Origin of the sequence: Chryseobacterium balustinum (assembly GCF_900168205.1) — a bacterium.
GTDB classification, from domain to species: Bacteria; Bacteroidota; Bacteroidia; order Flavobacteriales; family Weeksellaceae; genus Chryseobacterium; species Chryseobacterium balustinum.
The window spans coordinates 227,999-246,154 of sequence record NZ_FUZE01000002.1; the positions used below are offsets into that span (position 1 = coordinate 227,999).

At 33.1% G+C, this 18,156-nt stretch carries 18 protein-coding genes; 7 read left to right on the forward strand and 11 right to left on the reverse strand.

What is annotated here, in order from left to right:
- The 10 genes from B5X64_RS04650 to tssO (B5X64_RS04695) form a co-directional block, all read right to left on the reverse strand.
- Entirely contained in the window at positions 1 to 207 is a 207-nt protein-coding gene (locus tag B5X64_RS04650) for a hypothetical protein (protein WP_123920971.1), read from the reverse strand.
- 127 nt (positions 208 to 334) lie between these two features.
- Positions 335 to 808: a hypothetical protein gene (locus tag B5X64_RS04655; RefSeq protein WP_079464141.1), complete on the reverse strand. Its 474-nt coding sequence runs from the start codon at positions 806 to 808 to the stop codon at positions 335 to 337.
- Positions 793 to 1,119: a hypothetical protein gene (locus tag B5X64_RS04660; RefSeq protein ID WP_123920973.1), complete on the reverse strand. Its 327-nt coding sequence runs from the start codon at positions 1,117 to 1,119 to the stop codon at positions 793 to 795. The genes B5X64_RS04655 and B5X64_RS04660 overlap by 16 nt, the downstream gene beginning before the upstream one ends.
- Positions 1,120 to 1,427: 308 nt before the next feature.
- Positions 1,428 to 2,429: a hypothetical protein gene (locus tag B5X64_RS04665; RefSeq protein WP_079464143.1), complete on the reverse strand. Its 1,002-nt coding sequence runs from the start codon at positions 2,427 to 2,429 to the stop codon at positions 1,428 to 1,430.
- Positions 2,426 to 5,599 carry a peptidoglycan DD-metalloendopeptidase family protein gene (locus tag B5X64_RS04670; RefSeq protein ID WP_079464144.1) on the reverse strand — a complete coding sequence of 1,058 codons (3,174 nt, stop codon included), beginning with the start codon at positions 5,597 to 5,599 and terminating at the stop codon, positions 2,426 to 2,428. The genes B5X64_RS04665 and B5X64_RS04670 overlap by 4 nt, the downstream gene beginning before the upstream one ends.
- Positions 5,600 to 5,617: 18 nt before the next feature.
- Positions 5,618 to 6,121, reverse strand: coding sequence for a DUF4280 domain-containing protein (locus tag B5X64_RS04675; protein WP_079464145.1), 504 nt, complete (start codon positions 6,119 to 6,121; stop codon positions 5,618 to 5,620).
- A 94-nt stretch (positions 6,122 to 6,215) separates the two neighbouring features.
- Entirely contained in the window at positions 6,216 to 8,615 is a 2,400-nt protein-coding gene (tssR, locus tag B5X64_RS04680; protein WP_079464292.1) for a type VI secretion system protein TssR domain-containing protein, read from the reverse strand.
- 49 nt (positions 8,616 to 8,664) lie between these two features.
- Entirely contained in the window at positions 8,665 to 9,576 is a 912-nt protein-coding gene (locus tag B5X64_RS04685) for a PKD domain-containing protein (RefSeq protein WP_079464146.1), read from the reverse strand.
- A 38-nt stretch (positions 9,577 to 9,614) separates the two neighbouring features.
- Complete coding sequence (gene tssO, locus B5X64_RS04690) at positions 9,615 to 10,133, reverse strand: type VI secretion system TssO (protein WP_079464147.1); 519 nt, start codon at positions 10,131 to 10,133, stop codon at positions 9,615 to 9,617.
- Between the two features lie 21 nt (positions 10,134 to 10,154).
- On the reverse strand, positions 10,155 to 10,685 hold the full coding sequence (tssO, locus tag B5X64_RS04695) for a type VI secretion system TssO (RefSeq protein ID WP_079464293.1): 531 nt from the start codon (positions 10,683 to 10,685) through the stop codon (positions 10,155 to 10,157).
- 178 nt (positions 10,686 to 10,863) lie between these two features.
- Between tssO (B5X64_RS04695) and B5X64_RS04700 the strand changes: the two genes are divergently transcribed.
- From B5X64_RS04700 to B5X64_RS04730, 7 genes are all read left to right on the forward strand, one after another.
- Positions 10,864 to 11,535: a response regulator transcription factor gene (locus tag B5X64_RS04700; RefSeq protein WP_079464148.1), complete on the forward strand. Its 672-nt coding sequence runs from the start codon at positions 10,864 to 10,866 to the stop codon at positions 11,533 to 11,535.
- Positions 11,536 to 11,675: 140 nt separating this feature from the next.
- A complete protein-coding gene (locus B5X64_RS04705) occupies positions 11,676 to 11,966 on the forward strand; it encodes an HU family DNA-binding protein (protein WP_034674127.1) in 291 nt (96 codons plus the stop codon).
- Positions 11,967 to 12,262: 296 nt separating this feature from the next.
- On the forward strand, positions 12,263 to 13,822 hold the full coding sequence (locus tag B5X64_RS04710) for an Rne/Rng family ribonuclease (protein ID WP_079464149.1): 1,560 nt from the start codon (positions 12,263 to 12,265) through the stop codon (positions 13,820 to 13,822).
- 171 nt (positions 13,823 to 13,993) lie between these two features.
- A complete protein-coding gene (locus tag B5X64_RS04715) occupies positions 13,994 to 14,623 on the forward strand; it encodes an NUDIX hydrolase (protein ID WP_079464150.1) in 630 nt (209 codons plus the stop codon).
- Between the two features lie 28 nt (positions 14,624 to 14,651).
- The gene (locus B5X64_RS04720) at positions 14,652 to 15,458 is read left to right on the forward strand and encodes a lysophospholipid acyltransferase family protein (protein WP_079464151.1); all 807 of its coding nucleotides are present in this window, start codon (positions 14,652 to 14,654) and stop codon (positions 15,456 to 15,458) included.
- 7 nt (positions 15,459 to 15,465) lie between these two features.
- On the forward strand, positions 15,466 to 15,900 hold the full coding sequence (locus B5X64_RS04725; protein WP_079464152.1) for a hypothetical protein: 435 nt from the start codon (positions 15,466 to 15,468) through the stop codon (positions 15,898 to 15,900).
- Positions 15,901 to 15,909: 9 nt separating this feature from the next.
- Positions 15,910 to 17,247 carry a UDP-N-acetylmuramate--L-alanine ligase gene (locus tag B5X64_RS04730; RefSeq protein ID WP_079464153.1) on the forward strand — a complete coding sequence of 446 codons (1,338 nt, stop codon included), beginning with the start codon at positions 15,910 to 15,912 and terminating at the stop codon, positions 17,245 to 17,247.
- Between the two features lie 84 nt (positions 17,248 to 17,331).
- Here B5X64_RS04730 and B5X64_RS04735 read toward each other — a convergent pair whose 3' ends face one another.
- Entirely contained in the window at positions 17,332 to 18,057 is a 726-nt protein-coding gene (locus tag B5X64_RS04735) for a hypothetical protein (RefSeq protein WP_079464154.1), read from the reverse strand.
- Positions 18,058 to 18,156: the final 99 nt, after the last annotated feature.

Below are 18,156 nucleotides of genomic sequence, written 5' to 3' on the forward strand. Positions count from 1 at the left end.
TTAAATTCCTGTTTGTGTGGTCTGATCGGGATTAATATTTGCAACCCTTATAAATGGTATTTTTTCATCACTAAAATATTTTAAAACATTATTCATTTTCTTTTTAATGTTGTATAAACCTGACCAATAAAGTTCACCTTTTCCATCTTTTTTTATAACTAATTTACCTACAATATCATCTTTTGAAATGTCTTCATCTACAATCATTAGCATATTTTTATAGTAATCTCGTTGAGAAGATGTACTAACAAATTTTAATACATATTCATCTTTTTTTGAAGATTTCTCTACTTTTAAATTAAAGCTTGTTTAAACTTTTAGTCGGAAAAATATTTTAGTCTATTGATTTAGTGGCTTCAATAAAACCTTTATCTTTAGTCTCATAAATCTTCAAAACAGTATTTCCGCCTTCCGACGTAATATTGATTGTAATTAAATCTTTTTTTATAGAATATTTAACTTCTGGTGTTGATAAAGTAGAATAAATTGTATCTTTTTTGGGTAATGCTTTTAATAAATCATCTTGCTGAAATTTTCCAGCAATTTGAGAATATAAAAAATTAAAATCTTTTACTCCGGAATACTCACAGATTTCCTTGAAAGAATAATTATTGTTTTCTTTTCTATAGCATTTTATACTATTCTTATTAGAATTATTCGAGTTTATCTCAACTAAACCACACAATTTAGAAATATCATTTTTTTCTAAGATTCTTATATCATATTTCAAAAGTTCCGGATTTTCAGGATCATTTGTAATATCTTGTAACTTCTTTGTCAAAGGAAAAAACTCTAACACTCTAACCATCCTACTGAATTTTCTGCAACTTTTTTTTCAGCAGAGCTTTTCAAAATATCATTGGAAACATAAAGCTCAATGGAAACTTTCTCAGAGGTTAAGTTATTAATTCTGATCTGTGTATTTTTAAAGTTTTTAAGAGCTAATGCATTACTAGATTTGACAATATCAATAATAGCTTCTTCACAGCTCTTGTAAATCTTATTATTTTGAATTCCTTTTTCTTGAACTGTTTGATTATTAACTAACAATGTTTGATTAGGCTTCTCTTTACATGCAAAGAAAAACATGACTATAATGAATGTTAATAGTTTTGTCATTAATTGCATATGATTTCTTTAACATTTTTCTAATAAAATTGGATTTTCTCCATCACTTTCTCTAATTAATGAAAAATCTTTGCCAGTATAATCTATTTTTTGTTTTTTAATATTATATAAGCCTTCCCAATGCAGTTCTACTTTACCATCTTTTTTTATAAAAAACTTCCCAATTATTTTATCTTTTGATATTTCCGATTCTGTTATTCTTAATGAAGTATCTACCCAATCTTTTTGGTCAGCTATTATTAAATATAACTAATAAATGATTTATTTGATTAGCTCTTAGTTATCTGTTTTGATAAATCTTATTCACATTTTTTGAGAATAACTTCTTCATTATTAGTTTCCTGCTGAAAACTATTTTCTTTAAACTCTCTTTTTTTTGTTTTTTTATTATAAAATCCATACCAATAGAAATGATATGTTTTATCATCAATCATTTTAATATAAGCAATCGGTTCATCATTTATATATTCTTTCCAATTTAGATTCCTACCGATATTTCCTATATCTTCAGGTATTTCTTTTAGTTTATACGAAATACCATTCTCAAAATCGAACCTTTTAAGCTCTGTCATATCAATATAAACTTGATTATACAGAAGTATCAATGAAGCATTCTTTCCTTCTATCGTTAAACTACCAACTCCATTTTCACAGTTTATCATCCATCTTCCATCAATTTGATATTGAGTTTTTGAGTTTTTTATATCTTTTTTGTTTGAGACGAGACTATTAATGTATTTTTTAGAATTAAAAATTGAATCATCTTCTTGTTTTATTATTTTTTTTTCAAAAAGAAATATCCATTTACCATTCTCTTTTTTATAATATTTCTGTGAATAAGGAAAATCAATATGATACTCATCTCGATTCTCCACAGTAATATATTTTTTAGGAATATAAGTACCTACTAATTTAAAATTGTTTTCAGATTTTATTTTATTCTTGAGAATTTCATTAATCTTTTTAACATCTGCAGTCGAAAAATAGCTTAAAGAATTTACCTCATCATACAAGGTAATAATGTTGTTTTCATTTTCAAAATTTTCAAAATAATTAATATCTACTTTTGAAACAGGAAGATAATAGACTGTAAACTTTCCTAAATTTTCATTTAACGCTGTTGAAAAAATCTGTTTTTCTTCAGGATTAAAATATAAATTTTCAGATTTAGAAAAATTATCAGTAATAGAGGATGGAATAACTTTTTCAGAGGGTAATTGAACATCTTTTTTGTCTTGTCCATTGCAACTAATAACATTAAATATAACTGATAGACTTAATAATAAAAATTTTATCTTCATATTGGATTTCCTTTAGTAGTTTCATCAAATTTTGTTTTCATAAATTGCTCTGGATCAATACGTGTATTTCCAAAACTGGCACTTGTAGCTGCTTCTATATGAATATGTCTATATATTGGTTTTATTCCATGAATAAGTACACCATTTTCATAAACAGAAGCAGCATTACCCGTACTTCCAGATTTCCCTATTGTATCTCCATGCCTTACTTTTTGATCTTTAGTAACAGATACTTCATCTAAATGACAATATTTAATATAAACTTCATTTCCATTTTTATCTTTAGATTTAATAACAATATAATTACCTAGACTATTAGCTCTATATTCATTTGCAGAAAATGTATCTACAAGTGCATGTACTGTTCCACACAACATTGACTTGATTATTGTCCCTGATGAAGCTAAAACATCTGTTCCTGTATGATAATAACCATCTGGATGACTACTATTATATCTTTTAGTTCGATGCCATCTGTTTTTATTTACATTATCACTTTGATTATTCAATTTTGGTCCTGATACAACATCAGCATATTCAAAACATTGAGATTTATCATCTGGACAAATTCCTTCAGAAGCATTTTCATTACAACAAATAATATCAAAATCTTTTAGAAAGCCTTCTTTAAGATGCAAATTACTATTTCCTTTTAGTTCTTCATCAAGATAGTGATTATAATGTTCTATACATGTTTTTAATGGTGTTGCTGGCTGTTTCTTTCCATTATAAGTATAATGGCTTTCTGTTTCTGTTTCAGGTAAACTAGCCCAAATAAAGCATGCATCTTGTTGTATAGCTTCTTTAATATTATTGGCAATTATTTTGTCTATAAGATTGGGTCTTTGTTTTTTCATAAGCGCAATACATATCTTATCTTGCGATTCAGCAGAATAATCGAGAATTTTATATTTTTTTAACAAATCTCTATCTTCAAAATACTTCCCCGTCTTCTTCTTTTTAACCACTTCAAAACCTGATAATTCCCACCACGTATATCGCATTACTTGATATGCACCTGCAGCAGAAGAACCTTCATCATCCTTGTTAACTTTATAAATCGTTTGTGGGTGTGTACTTAAATCTGTAATTATGTTCCCTCCAAAAGCAGTCGTATAACCTTTTTGAAAATCGTGAGGTATATATATTATATTCTTCTCTTTATCTCGAGATTTTATTACTTCACCTGTACCTTCCCCAACACGTACCATTCTGATGAATGCTCTTATTCGAGCTTCGCAATCACACTTCTTCCCTATCTCAAAATACACCCCATCCGCTTTCAAAAATTCTTTATCATGTTGTTTTTCGCCTTGAGCTTTAGCTTGAAGATAAAGAAGTTCTTTTTCTTTTTTATAAAGTTTAAATTTAATTGTTTGGTCTTTCTGATATGTTTTTATCTCAAGAGCTTTTTCGATATCATCAATGTAAGCAGTTTTACCATCAGCTATTTTTTCATTGTTCGTATTTCCATTTTTTGCGTTTTTCAAAATGGCTTCTGCCACTCTTTTTTTAGAATTTTCATCGGTGACTTTATTTTCACCTCCAAATTTGTAAGTGTATTCCCCATCTTCTTTTCCTCTGGAAACCTTTTCCTTCCATTGCTTGAGTTCATCATCCGATTTCGGTCTCAGATGAACAGGGATTTTCACCATTCCGTTTTCTATTTTCCCTGTGAACTCACTTTTTTCAGTTCCCGAAACTTCTCCTGTGGTCGGAGTAGCCTGATCCATTTGTTCTTCACTAATTTCTAAAATTGGTAAAATAGCGCCTGCAGAACCTTTAATTAATCCATCTTTTTCTTTAATGATAATCGTAGCCTGTTTGTCGCTTAGACCTGAACCTGCTGTTTTTGCTACCAAATATAATTTTGTGTCTAAAGGTGCTGAAGTAATTTTCTTTAATTCGGCTCCCAGTTTAAAGGTTTGGAAACTTATTTTTTCATCTTTATTGTAAACCTCTTTGGAGAGAGCCTGTTTAATGGCTTCCAGAGTTGTATATTCTTTTTTGTCTGCCAATGCTTTTACAGCAGGCTTTCCTAAAATAATTTTTGCGATTTTTTCTTTTTCTGCATCAGTAGCCGTTTTATTTCCGTTGCTTCCGAACTGATATTCTAAAGTTCCTGCAGCTTCACCAGTTTGTTTAGTGTATTCTTTTTTAGCAAAATAAGCATCCAATAATTCTTCCACCGAAGAATCTTCAACAATACTTACCGTTTTCCCTTCATTAGCTTGAGGAGTTGATGGTTGTTCAGCCCCAATTGTTCCTTGAGCCTCCTGATAATCGTGCAATTCTCCTTCAGATGGGTTTGGATTCTGAGCAGCAACTCCCCTTTCTTCCATCTGTGATATCGGTTTTTCTGCTGCAGGAGAATTTTCGGCTCTGGGTTGCGTATTATTTGATGGAGTTTCAGGTGTTGATTGAGCCGGAGGAGTAGGATTACTTGTCGGTTGTTGTGGTCTTGGTTGAGGAGTTGTCGCAGTCGTATGCAAAGGATTGTTCACATTGACATTATCTGTTGCGTGTTTTTTGTGTGAAAAATATTCGACCGTTACATAAAATTCAAGTTGTTTGGGATCTGTTTCTCCCTGCATTGCTTTTTGCATCAAAGCTCGGGTGAGCATAAACTCGGCTGTAGCAACACCACTTCTGTCTACGGTGGCTTCTTTTGTTTCAATTAAAAGGTTTTTTGCATCATGTCCTTCCCCTGTTGCATCATCTTCCCAAAGAGTAAACTTTAATTTTTCCCCATTCAAATTCACACATTGTGCACGAGCTCTCATTTTTTCTCTAAAACTGAAAACCGTTCCCGGTGAATCATCTACATACTGAAGTTCAACTTTCTCAATTTTCGGAACAACTGCAGGTTGAGGATTGATTTCAATGGTTGATGCACCGCTTCCTTCAGGTTCAAAAAGATAGGCTTCTAAACGGTAGGTATGTTTTTGTGCAACTTCTCCGAAAGTAAAGTTTCCAAGACCTGTTTTTTTGATGTTGGTTGAAGTAAATCTTCCGTTGGATCTTTTTTTAAATAATTCCCAAATAACATCAGCCGGATTTCTTTGGTTTTGAGGCGTAGAAGGATACCAATCTGTAACGGTATACGTGACAGCTTCTCCTACTTTTGGAGAAGGATTTCCGGATATTTTTGAAACTCCTTTTTTAGACATTTCAGGAAAGTTTAATGATTAATAAGCGTCGATTTCGCTTTCCATTACTGTTTCTTTAAAGTCATTCACATCCACAAGAGGATTTACATGTCTGATTACTTTTGCATCAGCATTTTTTACATTCTTTTTACTCATTTCACCACGTTGTCCGTGATCTTTAATCGTAATTTTTCCACCTGTCGCACATTGCAGTTCCGAAACTTCCGTCACACATTTCTTACCCATCACCAAAACTTTTTCGTAAGTCTTTTGCCATTTTCCAGCTGGAGCATAGGCACAAGGAAGATAGCCACCCGAACTGGGTTTTAATTTGCATTTTCCAAAACTTGGCCCAGGTGGATTAAACTGAAGGTCGTCTTCTGTAACGGCTAAATAATCTGCATTTCCTGCAGAATCATTCCAGAAATGTTTGTTGTGAGCATTGACGACATGCTTAGGAAACTGATCTCCTTGGTTACACTGACATGTTCCTTTTTGAACGACGAAGTGTTTACCATCATGAGATGATGATTGAGTAGACATAATGTGAGATTTGGTACTCAAAGATAACAAAAAGTATGCGAACATAAAAAAAACGGAAAACTAATTCTCCGTTTTTTTATTATGTCATAACTAATTAATGTTGAGTATATTCCGGTTCCTCTACAGGAAGCATCGTTGGCATAAAATATTCGTTAAGCCAATAGAACTCCTGTCCGTTCTGCTTAATTTTTACTGCAGGATGGTTTCTGTAAGTAAGCATTCTTTCTGCAAGATCTTTATAATATTTAAAGTAAGTTCTTGCTTCCTCATTGGTAATAACATCAGGTTTCGTCCAGCCTTTAAGCATGAATTTTGACATTTTTTCTTCATCAGAAATATCAAAACCTGTACTTACTCCCACCGCATAAGACATCGGTTGTTTATACAACTCACTTTTATCTAAGAATTTCAGCGTTGGATTATATTTTTTTAATAATTTAATATATTCTCTTATCGCTCTTCCCTGTTTAAAATCTGTTCTTGCAGCACCCGTATTTTCATAAACTTCTTTATAAAAAGCTTTCAGCTGATCATATTCAGATTCTGAAACAAGAATACCTTTTTCCATATTCTGTTTGTAATCCATCAATTCTTTAGGAATATATCCTTTTGTTAAAAACGGATTTCCATAATTGATTAGTTGCGCTGCAATACCAGAAGGAACAGGATTCGTCAAGCCCGGATACAGATATTTATATTTAAAATCTACATCTGTTTTACCTGCACCCACCGAAGAATGGAAGCGTTCATTTAATGACTTATCTATCATTTCATTGTCATAAGTTACCTGAGCAATGAGACTATCTACAGATTTCACCAAAAGTCCCGGTGCGGTGATATCTCCTTTTTTAGGGAAAATAACAAATCCTTGAGCCATACTCTGTTTAGGGAAATCTAAAGAAAAGAAGCCTGCATCACTTTCTATTAAACTAAAGTTATTCTTGTTTAAGACGTCACTTTGATTAATAATTTTCTGCTTTTTTAATTCAGCAACATTTTTAGCCGTATTGGTCACAATATTCTCTGATATCAAAACAAAATCGTTGTAAGTATCAGAAGAACGAGCATTAGTTTGGAACATAATCAACCTGGCCTGAGCTTGTGTTAAAGAACCAATAACGCCATACATATTTCCGCTTCGGTTGGCGGAAGTACCAATGGTAACGACAATATTAGCTTCATCCGGAACACCAGAGAGTAAATTTCCAGCGGCAATCAGACCTTCATTTACCGGCTGATTTCCAACACTGCTAGGACAATTCATTTCATTCATTTTATCTTCAATAAAACTCATTACTTTGTTATAATCTTTACTTAAAGGTGACGGAATTACATTTTCTCCACAAGAATTATTTTTATAAAGAACCACACCGTATTTTACAGAATTAAAATAAGAAGGCTTTTCAAATTTCAACTGAAGATCCTGTAAAAGTGAGCTTACAATGGGGATGTAGGGCTTATTTGCTTCACTTATATCTAGAACAAAAACAATATTTATTTTCTTATTTTTATCAATTATCTCTTTGTAACGGTCAAAAATAATAGGCTCTCCCAACACGTTCTTAACAAAGTTTTTACTGTAATCTAAAACATTGGTAAAATATTTAGTTTTGAGGTCAGGTTTTGTCTCTTCGTTTAAAGCCAATGTTACAGGGTAAATATTTTCAAGCGGAGGTCTTTTATCAACATCTGTCAACAAAACAGCAGTACGGTTTTCTTTATCAGCAGCTCCGGAAAAACCTTCATGAATACCTAAAGTACTTTCTTTAATACCTGTTGGATTTTTCATTTTTACAGCAGAGCGCTCACCCCAGGTTGAAATTACATTAGAACTTACCCATCCGTATAAACCTGTACTTATACTATCTATATCAATTCTAGGCTTTTTTCCTACTAAAAAGCGTTTGTTATTTTCTGCTTGTTTATAAACGTACACCATTTGTCCGTTTGGAATTTTCACATTCGCAGCCTCAATAAGACTTGGCGAATTAAAAACCATGATAGAATCGTTTTTATAGTATCTCTCTGCACTTTTGATAACGTCAGGATTATTGGGAACCACAGCAACTCTCACCGGATAGCCTGTTTTTTCGCTTTTTAAAGAATTGCTCCAAAGCAAAAGGTCAGATTCCGGGATCCAGCCGTAGGTTTTTATTGATTTCGAAGAGATTTTTTTCATTAAAGCATCAGGAATATATTCTGCTACTTTCACCATTCCGTCTCGGTATTTTAAAACCATTAAAGGTTCCAAAAATTTCACTTCTTTATATGATTTTTCATCACTCTTATCGAGATAAGCCGTATTTCTTGAACGATCTGAAATAACAATCCACGGAGCTGATTTTTTCGGAAAACCATTAATTACAGGAGCATTATCGATTTGCCCGTACTGTTGCGGCTCAGGAGTTTTTTTTGATGGCAATTTTACCTGACAGCTCGTCAGCAAAACTGAAAGCCCTATATAATATACCGCTAGAGGAAATTTATTTTTCATCTTAATTTTCTTTATAATTGGTGTGTTGTCCGATAAACGAACATTTTTTTTATTTACTTTGGTTGATGTCAACTTTGGTTACACAAGTCATTCCATCATCAAAATTTAATTTTACAGACTGTATTACCGTATTTTTATCAAACTGAAGGCCTGCACAATACAGATAAAAATTGTTGACTTTGCTGTCGGTAACTTTTACAATTGCATTTTCGTTATTACACAGATAAGTTTTTAAAAGATAATTATAATGCATATTGAAACTGTTACCATTCGCAATCTGCTGCAGATGATATTTAAAATCATTGTCTTTTTTCGCATACAATTCATCTAAAGTAGGCTGCTCATCCTGCATAGAATTATACGCCTGTAAAATTTTTATATGGTGCTGAATAGGTTCTAAATCTTTCTCGGTATAAAGGGTTACCACATAATCTCCAGGTTTTTGAAATGCGTAAATAGCCAATTTATCTTTAGCATCAATTTTTCCGGTTTCACCAAACCTCCAAGTAAACTGTGAAGCATCCGAGAGTGCACGAAACTGTACATTTTCATACTGCATTGCCTGAGTTTGTGCATCAATCTTAGTCACTGTTGCTGCACTATCTTTCGGTTTTGGAATTCCTCTTGAGGACACCATAATTGGGAAAGATTTAGAATATTTATTATCAATAATCAAGGTTACATTGTAATAACCGGGTTTACTGTAAAAGTGTATTCCCTTGTCTTTCTCTGAAGTCTGGCCATCTCCAAAATCCCATTTTTTAAATTTCGCAAACGGAGTTTTATCCTGAAACGTTAAAGTATCACCTGTAGAAAGCGAAGACGGGAAAACTACTCCTTCGATATCATCTGCCGAATGAATGACCTTTTTTTGCAGCCACAATGCGACGAGTGCAGCAATAAGCAATGTGACAATTACACCAATAATGATGTTTTTCCTGTTCTTTTGAAAATAATTCATAGTAATTTTTTGTGATGTGTTTTGTATATTTTTTGGTGTTATCTTGGGTTTAAAGCATTATTCCGATCTCTCAGAGTCTGGCTTTTTTCTTTGTATCCTAGTTGGCAATCTTCAAACTGTTTTTCGAATGTTTTTGTAGTTTCATTCATTTTCATGATTCTGTCTTTATCGACCATGTTCATTTTAAAGAATTTTCCTATTTGTGGAAAAGCCATTTTTCGTGAATCTTGAACAACGACATTCTGAAACGTATTAGCTAAATCCTGCACCGCATATTCAGCATCATTTCTTTCTACAGGCTGCTGAATTTCTACAGACAATCTGTTAACTCTCGCTGAAGCTGTGTCTATTAATTTTAAACCAATTTTTTGTTGCTGATCAAACTTCACTTTCTGATCCAAAATCTGTAACGAATTCGTATCTGCTTCAGAAAACGGTGATGCAAAACCTTTTAGGAAAATAACTCCCAGAAAGAAAAGTGCTACAATAAGCATTAATATGAGATAAAAAAACTGATAGTGTTTTTCTTTTTTTGATAATGTAACTTGTCCCTGCATAATTTCTAAACTTTAAAATAATTATCTTCTTCGCCCTGTAAAATTTCTGCTGGGATCTATTTTCATCTTGTTGTTAATCTGATTAGATTTCCCCTGACATTCCTGAACATTACGGATAGCAATCTGTTGTTTAAAAGAAACATTGAGAATTTGACTCTTTAGATTAAGCATTGGCTTAATTTTCTGCATTAAAACTGCGTAATGCTTTAAGTTATTAGCACTGTCGGCTCCCATAATTTTTTGAGCTTCGCGAACGTTGTCGAAAATATAAGTACGTAAATAGTTATCGTTATAAGCTTTGTCAGAATCCAGAAGCTCCATTCTTGCGTAAATACTGTCAACGTGGATACGAAGAAGATTATCCTTAGCCAAAAGCTCTCGGTATGCACGTACTTCGTCATCGACACCAGCAAGCTGCCTGTCATAACTCTTAAAAAAGAAGAATACACTGGTAAATGAGATTGCAGATAATATAATAAATGAAAGTATAAACTTCCAAATACCCAATCTTACATCAGATTTGTTTAATTTTTTTTCTCTACTAGTAGACATGTTTGTGATTTGATTTGGATTGTGAAAATAGGAAAAAAACATGTATGCACAAAATTAAATTCAATGCATACAATACAATTTACAATTTTTTAATGTGAAGTTTCAGTCTCAGATTCGAAAGATTTTCTTATTTTAGTCAGCAGAATTTTATTTTGCCATACCAAATCACGAAAATAAAATGAGTAAATTACTGACCAATACGGTAAGATTTTCTATTGCGGACAGCGATTTTTATTTTAAAAAAATAATGATCAAAACCCTTCTGGAAAACCCATTTAATATGCTGCTCAATGACTGCAACAATGGTCATGAGCTGATTAACCGAATCTACCGAAAACAGGAAGATGTTTTTATCATCGAGCTATTCATGCCAGTCTTGAGTGGCATTGAAGCCATAAAATTTATTCGAAAAAACAACAGTGAAACACCGATTATTACCTATTCCGGAACTTATCAGGAAGACATGGCAGAGATCCTAGAGAAGGTTCCCAATATCTATTATTGCCAGAAAAACAGCAATATTATAAAAGACATCATCAAAGGACAAATCACCACTCAAGAATTTGATTACCAAGCCTATTCTGAAAACTGGAAACAACAGCCTTTGGCAGTTCAGGAATATATGAACCGTCAGAAAAAAAGCCAGGAAGAGCTTTCATCAACAGAAATTCAACTGATGAAATTTTGCTATGAAGGCTTCAGCAATAAAGAGATTGGCGAAAAGCTTAATTTAAGCACGCGTACCATCGATACCTACATCAACAGACTTACAGAAAAGCTCGGTTTAAAAACCAAACTACACCTCATTCGCTTCTGCGTAGAAAACGGATATTACAATTCCAGCATGTAAAAAAGCCATCCTTTTTGCGGTACACTATACTAAACACAGAATTCTCAGCAGTTTATGTGAAACATTTTTCGTTCGAATTTGCTACTATTCAATTTTTTTAACTAAATTTGCACACCTAAAATTTAAAATTTACAAAGGAAATGACAAAGGCAGAATTGGTAAACACCATCTCAAATAAATTGGGGACCGAAAAGAATGAAACACAGAAAGTTGTAGAAGCTTTTATGCAGGAGATCAGAACTTCTATGTACAATGGAGACAATGTTTACCTAAGAGGTTTTGGATCTTTCATCGTGAAAACAAGAGCAGCAAAAACGGGAAGAAACATCTCTAAGAACACTGCTATAGAAATTCCTGCACACAATATTCCTGCTTTCAAGCCATCAAAATCTTTTGTGGAGAAAGTGAAAACTAAGGTTGCAGTAAAATAAAGAGAAATAATTAATATTAACTAGTTACTTAAAAAAAATTTAACATTATGCCAAGCGGAAAGAAAAGAAAAAGACACAAGGTTGCAACACACAAAAGAAAGAAAAGAAGAAGAGCGAACAGACATAAGAAAAAATAATCTCCTTCGGGATTTTTAGTATAATAATATAGTTGGTGTTTTTAATTTTTTAATATTCACCGACTATATTTTGTTATGTAAAATAAGTAAGGAATTGAGAATAATGAGCAATCATTACCTCAAATTTCATCACCAATCTTTTTATCTTTAATTTAAAAAATGAAGAAAGAACTAATAGTTTCGCATGAAGATGATCTTACAAAGATTGCTTTGCTGGAGGATGGAAGACTATGTGAACTTCATGAAGAAGAAGACAAAAATGATTTTGTAGTAGGAGATCTGTTTATAGGAAAAGTAAAAAAACTTGCACCCAATCTTAATGCCGCATTTGTAAATATCGGCTATGATAAAGATGCATTCTTGCATTACCAGGATTTGGGACCGCAATACCTTACCTATCGAAAATTTTTAAAAGATTCGGTTTCTAAAAAACAGACTTCATCAGGTTTGAAAAATTTTGAAATTCAGCCTGAAATCGACAAAAACGGAACTGTAGATAAGATCATCGCCAAAGATGATATCGTTTTATTACAAATTACCAAGGAGCCTATCTCCACAAAAGGACCAAGAATTTCTACCCAAATTTCTTTAACAGGACGTTTTTTGGTTTTGATACCTTTCGACAATAAAGTTTCAATCTCAAAAAAAATCAGCAGTTCTGAAGAAAAAGTAAGACTTCGTACCCTGATAGACAGTATAAAGCCGGAAGGTTTTGGCGTCATCATCAGAACAGTAGCAGAAGGTAAAAAAGTAGCCGACCTCCACAATGACATGAATCAACTGATTCAGAAATGGGAGAATACTTTTAAGAATATTCAGAAAAACAAAGTACCTTCTAAAGTCTTGAGTGAAGATGATAAAGCATCATCTATTTTGAGAGATAACTTTAATCAGGATTTTGTAAATGTCTTTTGCGATGACGAGCAAATGGTAGACGAAATGAAAAATTATCTGGAAGTAATAGCTCCTGAACGAAAAAACATCGTTCAGTTCTACGACTCCCATATTCCTCTTCTCGAATATTATAATGTAGAAAAACAGCTTAAACAAAGCTTTGGAAAACATGTAAATATTCCTAGTTCAAAGGGTGCTTATCTGGTGATAGAACACACAGAAGCGCTGCACGTAATCGACGTCAATTCCGGAAATAATATTACCGCCGGAAACACTGCCAATAAAGAACATGCACTACATGTAAACAAAATGGCAGCTACAGAAATAGCACGACAATTGCGTCTTCGCGATATGGGAGGCATCATCGTTGTAGATTTTATCGACATGACCAACCCCGATCACAGAAGAGATTTGTATGAGCATTTTAAAACAGAAATGAGCCGCGACAAAGCTCGTCACAAGATTTTACCTCCAAGTAAATTTGGATTGATACAGATCACAAGACAGAGAAACCGTCCGGAAAAACAAATCGACACCAAAGAAGAAAACCCCAACAAAGATGGAGAAATAGTAGCTCCGATCGTAATTGTTGAGAAAATGGGAGACACTATCAGAACCATTATGCAGAAGGAAAAAGGAAAACTTTTCCTGCATGTACACCCCTTCGTAGAAGCTTACCTTACTAAAGGTCTTAAAAGCATCCAGATGAAATGGTTTTTGAAGTACAAAAAATGGGTCACCATTATCCCTAGGGATTCTTTCAAGTATTTAGAATACAAAATCTACAATTCTAATAAAGAAGAATTGAGCGGATATTCTAATTAAAAAACATTTTATAGCCTCCAGATTTTGGAGGCTTTTTATTTTCAGGCACCTTATATTTCAACAAACTCAGTATCTTTTTTAATAAAACACATCAGCTTTTCATAATTAAAATTATCTTTAATTAACATTTTCACGTTTTCTTTCTACAAGATATATTACTAAATTTGAGCTATGGAAAGTTTTGGTAAAGATCTTTTAAGAAAAATAAAAAATGCAGAATTGGCAGGTGACAATGCACACGGAATTTTCTCGCCACCTTCACGTCCCGTATTCACTTATGATCAGGTTTTAGAAAAAAATCCGAAATTTGCTGCTGTAAATATTGTATTATATCTGAAAGATAATGAGTGGTATTTTCCTTTAATTGTAAGAAGCACAAACGAAAGAGACCGTCACAGTGGCCAAATTTCTCTTCCCGGCGGAAAACGTGAAGAGCTGGATAAAGATTTTGCTGAAACCGCTATCCGCGAAACTTCCGAAGAAATTGGTATTGAAAAACATTATGTGAGAATGATAAGAGAGCTCTCTCCTATTTATATTCCGCCTAGTAATTTTTATGTTTATCCGTTTATTTCTTACACCAAAAAAAATCCTGAATTTATTCTGCAGCAAAGTGAAGCTGTAGAAGTGATAGAATTTCCTATTACCTCATTTTTAAATTTACCAGACAGCCCCGAAATAATGGCACTTCCGGGAGCAGGAGGACATGAGGTTCCGGTCATCAATTTCAACGGATACATTATTTGGGGAGCCACAGCGATGATCTTAAGCGAATTCAGCCAGTTGATTAAAAAAATGTAACTTTGCAACTATTATGTTTAATTGAAAAATGGCGAAGAAGAACATTTTTACCGATTCATTCGGAACACCTTATTTTTTAAAAAGATTAATTATTTTTATTCTGGGAATTATTTCTTACAGAAGATTCAATGGTTTTAACAAGCTTAAAATCACCGGAACAGAAAATCTGGTAGACCTTCCGGATTCTAATGTACTTTTTGTGTCAAACCACCAAACCTATTTTGCCGATGTTGCCGCAATGTATCATGCATTCTGTGCAGTAAATAATGGTTATTTAAATACAATTAAAAATCCTATTTATCTTCTTAATCCAAGAGTAGATTTTTATTATGTAGCTGCCGAAGAAACCATGAATAAAGGTATTCTTCCAAAAATATTTAAAATTGCAGGCGCAGTTACCGTAAAAAGAACATGGAGAGCAGAAGGTAAAAATGTCAACCGTATGGTAGATCTTGGAGAGATTGATAACATTATGAAAGCTTTAGACAACGGTTGGGTAGCTACTTTTCCACAAGGAACAACAGCTGCTTTTGCTCAGGGAAGAAAAGGAACGGCAAAATTGGTTAAAAACCAGCGCCCGATTGTAATTCCTATTAAAATAAATGGATTCAGAAGAGCGTTTGATAAAAAAGGACTTCGTGTAAAAGTGACCGGTGTAAAACCAACCATGGAGTTTAAAAAACCTTTAGACATTGATTACGACAAAGAAAATGCGCAGCAGATTCTTCTCAAAATAATGACCGCTATTGAGCAGACAGAAGACTTTAATATTCTACACACCTATGATGAAGAAATTAAGGCTAAAAAAACTGAACAACGCAATCCACAAAACTAGAACGACAATGAAGAAGATTTTAGGTGTATTTTTAATTATTCTGACCTTGCTTTCTTGCAACAGTCAGAAGGTTTACCAAGATTTTGATATCAGTTATTCGAAAAGTGGAGGTTATGCTCCGTCTTATGAAAATCTATTGATAAAGGGAAATGATGTTCATTATTCTTTTGAAGGACAGGGTAAAAAAATAAAGAAAAGTTTCAAAGTATCTAATGAAGATCTGAAAAACTTGGAAGAAACACTTTCTAAGAATAATTTCAGAAGAATTCAGGAAGATCATAAAAAGGTTTATGATAACGTGACGACATCGATCAATATTAAGAAAGGTGTAAACGAAGGTAGTAAAAACGACGGAAGCATGATTATGCCCAATTATAAAACCAATTGGGAAAATATTACCGCTGAATTTCAGAAACTCATAAACAATAACGTAAAAAACTAGGAAAATAAGTTGAGAACTCATTTTATTGCTATAGGCGGAAGCGCAATGCACAACCTTGCGATTGCACTTAAAGATAAAGGATATCACGTGACAGGTTCAGATGATGCTATTTTTGAACCTTCAAAATCGAGATTAGAAAAAAAAGGAATTCTTCCCGAAGAGTTGGGTTGGTTTCCTGAAAAAATCACGTCTGATATTGATGCTGTAATCCTTGGAATGCACGCTCATCAAGACAATCCCGAATTGGCAAAAGCAAAAGAATTGGGTTTAAAAATTTATTCTTATCCTGAGTTTCTTTACGAACAATCGAAAACTAAAACCAGAGTTGTCATTGCTGGTTCCCATGGAAAAACAACCATCACATCAATGATTCTTCACGTGCTGAATTTCCATCAGAAAGATGTAGATTATATGGTGGGAGCTCAGTTGGAAGGTTTTGACTGTATGGTAAAACTGACCGAAGACAACGATTTTATGGTTTTGGAAGGTGACGAATACCTTTCCTCTCCTATAGATTTGCGTTCAAAATTCCTTTTATATCAACCAAATATCGCATTAATGAGTGGTATTGCATGGGATCACATCAATGTTTTCAAAACATTTGACGATTACATCGAGCAGTTCAGAAGATTTGTAGCAAGCATTACTCCGGGTGGAGTTTTGGTGTACAATGAAGAAGATGCAGAAGTGGTAAAAGTGGTAGAAAATGCTGAAAATTATTTCAGAAAAATACCCTATAAAACTCCTGAATACGAAATCAGCAACGGCAAAGTACTTCTTAAAACAGAAATGGGTGATATTCCGCTGTCTGTTTTTGGAGCGCACAATTTATTAAACCTTGAAGGAGCAAGACACATTTGCCATACGTTGGGAATTATGGATGAAGATTTCTATGATGCCATTATGAGTTTTAAAGGAGCCTCAAAACGTCTCGAAAAAGTAGAAAGAGAAGATAAAGGAATTCTTTATAAAGATTTTGCACATGCTCCGAGCAAAGTAAAAGCGGCTGTAAAAGCATTCTGCGAACAGTTTAAAAATGAAAAAAAATACAGTTTTCTTGAACTTCATACTTACTCAAGTTTAAACCCTATTTTTCTTGAACAATATGACCACGCCATGGACGGATTAGACGAAGCCATTGTTTTCTATTCTGAAGATGCTTTAAAAATAAAAAGAATGGAGCCGATTTCTCCAGATCTGATCAAAGAGAAATTTAAAAATGAAAACCTAAAAGTGTTTACCAACGCTGAAGAACTTCATGCCTATTGGGATTTGCTGGATAAAACACACGGTGTTTATATGATGATGAGTTCTGGGAATTTCGGTGGTTTAGATTTAACGAAATAAATAATTGAGACTAATAAACTCTTAATTTACACATACTAAAAATAGCTTTCAATACTTCTGAAAGCTATTTTTTTGATATTAACTTTACCAAGGGTCTTTATTAAGCTTGTAATCATAAGGAATATTCTGGCTAAAATCTGATACATGCCAAATATTAGGTTCAGATTTATATTGAACAAAATCATAAATCACATTAAGCGGCATTTGAATATTTCCCAAATTCCCACGCTCTTTATTAAACGCCGAAACCATTGCTGTAACCCGCACCAATTCTTCTCCCGACTGTAATGGTGCATTATAAGCCGTTCCAATCTGAATATGAGCTTTATATTCGTCCAAAAGTTTACTCACTTCATTTTTATAATGACTAACAATCGCATTTTGAGCTTCTCCGTTACTAGGTTTGTTTTCCGCCAAAATCAGTTTAGAAAAATCTCGTGCTTTGTACCTTTTTATTTCTGCCAAAACCTCATCAGGAATATAATCTTTATTTTTAATTGCATTTTCCCACATCAACGTATCAATCGGGCTTTCAGGAGCAGGAGTTGCAACATCTGTCATACTTGATTCAGCTGGAGAACTTGCCAAAATCCGTTTGTTGTTTTCATAATTTGCCCAATCTTCTTTGCTGTACGTTAAATACTGCTGAATTTTATACAGTGGCGTTTCTTTTTCGTTTCGGTAAACATATTCTGCGATACCTAAACCAAGGATTAAAATCAAAAATAAAATACCGATGACTTTAAATATTTTTCTAGCAGTTGATTTTTTTCTTATTGGTTTTTCAAAATTTTGTGATGGTGATTTCATTTATATTGTATGATTTTATGATATAAATTTAAAGATAGCTTAAATATTATCCCGTTAACTTCACAAATAAAACTGTTTTTTTTATTTATTAAATCTGCG

What these genes read in the sequence shown, in the direction of transcription:
- B5X64_RS04650 (WP_123920971.1), bottom strand. Translation starts at nt 207, where the DNA reads ATGATTGTAGATGAAGACATTTCAAAAGATGATATTGTAGGTAAATTA.
- B5X64_RS04655 (WP_079464141.1), bottom strand. Translation starts at nt 808, where the DNA reads ATGGTTAGAGTGTTAGAGTTTTTTCCTTTGACAAAGAAGTTACAAGAT.
- B5X64_RS04660 (WP_123920973.1), bottom strand. Translation starts at nt 1,119, where the DNA reads ATGACAAAACTATTAACATTCATTATAGTCATGTTTTTCTTTGCATGT.
- B5X64_RS04665 (WP_079464143.1), bottom strand. Translation starts at nt 2,429, where the DNA reads ATGAAGATAAAATTTTTATTATTAAGTCTATCAGTTATATTTAATGTT.
- B5X64_RS04670 (WP_079464144.1), bottom strand. Translation starts at nt 5,599, where the DNA reads ATGTCTAAAAAAGGAGTTTCAAAAATATCCGGAAATCCTTCTCCAAAA.
- B5X64_RS04675 (WP_079464145.1), bottom strand. Translation starts at nt 6,121, where the DNA reads ATGTCTACTCAATCATCATCTCATGATGGTAAACACTTCGTCGTTCAA.
- tssR (WP_079464292.1), bottom strand. Translation starts at nt 8,615, where the DNA reads ATGAAAAATAAATTTCCTCTAGCGGTATATTATATAGGGCTTTCAGTT.
- B5X64_RS04685 (WP_079464146.1), bottom strand. Translation starts at nt 9,576, where the DNA reads ATGAATTATTTTCAAAAGAACAGGAAAAACATCATTATTGGTGTAATT.
- tssO (WP_079464147.1), bottom strand. Translation starts at nt 10,133, where the DNA reads ATGCAGGGACAAGTTACATTATCAAAAAAAGAAAAACACTATCAGTTT.
- tssO (WP_079464293.1), bottom strand. Translation starts at nt 10,685, where the DNA reads ATGTCTACTAGTAGAGAAAAAAAATTAAACAAATCTGATGTAAGATTG.
- B5X64_RS04700 (WP_079464148.1), top strand. Translation starts at nt 10,864, where the DNA reads ATGAGTAAATTACTGACCAATACGGTAAGATTTTCTATTGCGGACAGC.
- B5X64_RS04705 (WP_034674127.1), top strand. Translation starts at nt 11,676, where the DNA reads ATGACAAAGGCAGAATTGGTAAACACCATCTCAAATAAATTGGGGACC.
- B5X64_RS04710 (WP_079464149.1), top strand. Translation starts at nt 12,263, where the DNA reads ATGAAGAAAGAACTAATAGTTTCGCATGAAGATGATCTTACAAAGATT.
- B5X64_RS04715 (WP_079464150.1), top strand. Translation starts at nt 13,994, where the DNA reads ATGGAAAGTTTTGGTAAAGATCTTTTAAGAAAAATAAAAAATGCAGAA.
- B5X64_RS04720 (WP_079464151.1), top strand. Translation starts at nt 14,652, where the DNA reads ATGGCGAAGAAGAACATTTTTACCGATTCATTCGGAACACCTTATTTT.
- B5X64_RS04725 (WP_079464152.1), top strand. Translation starts at nt 15,466, where the DNA reads ATGAAGAAGATTTTAGGTGTATTTTTAATTATTCTGACCTTGCTTTCT.
- B5X64_RS04735 (WP_079464154.1), bottom strand. Translation starts at nt 18,057, where the DNA reads ATGAAATCACCATCACAAAATTTTGAAAAACCAATAAGAAAAAAATCA.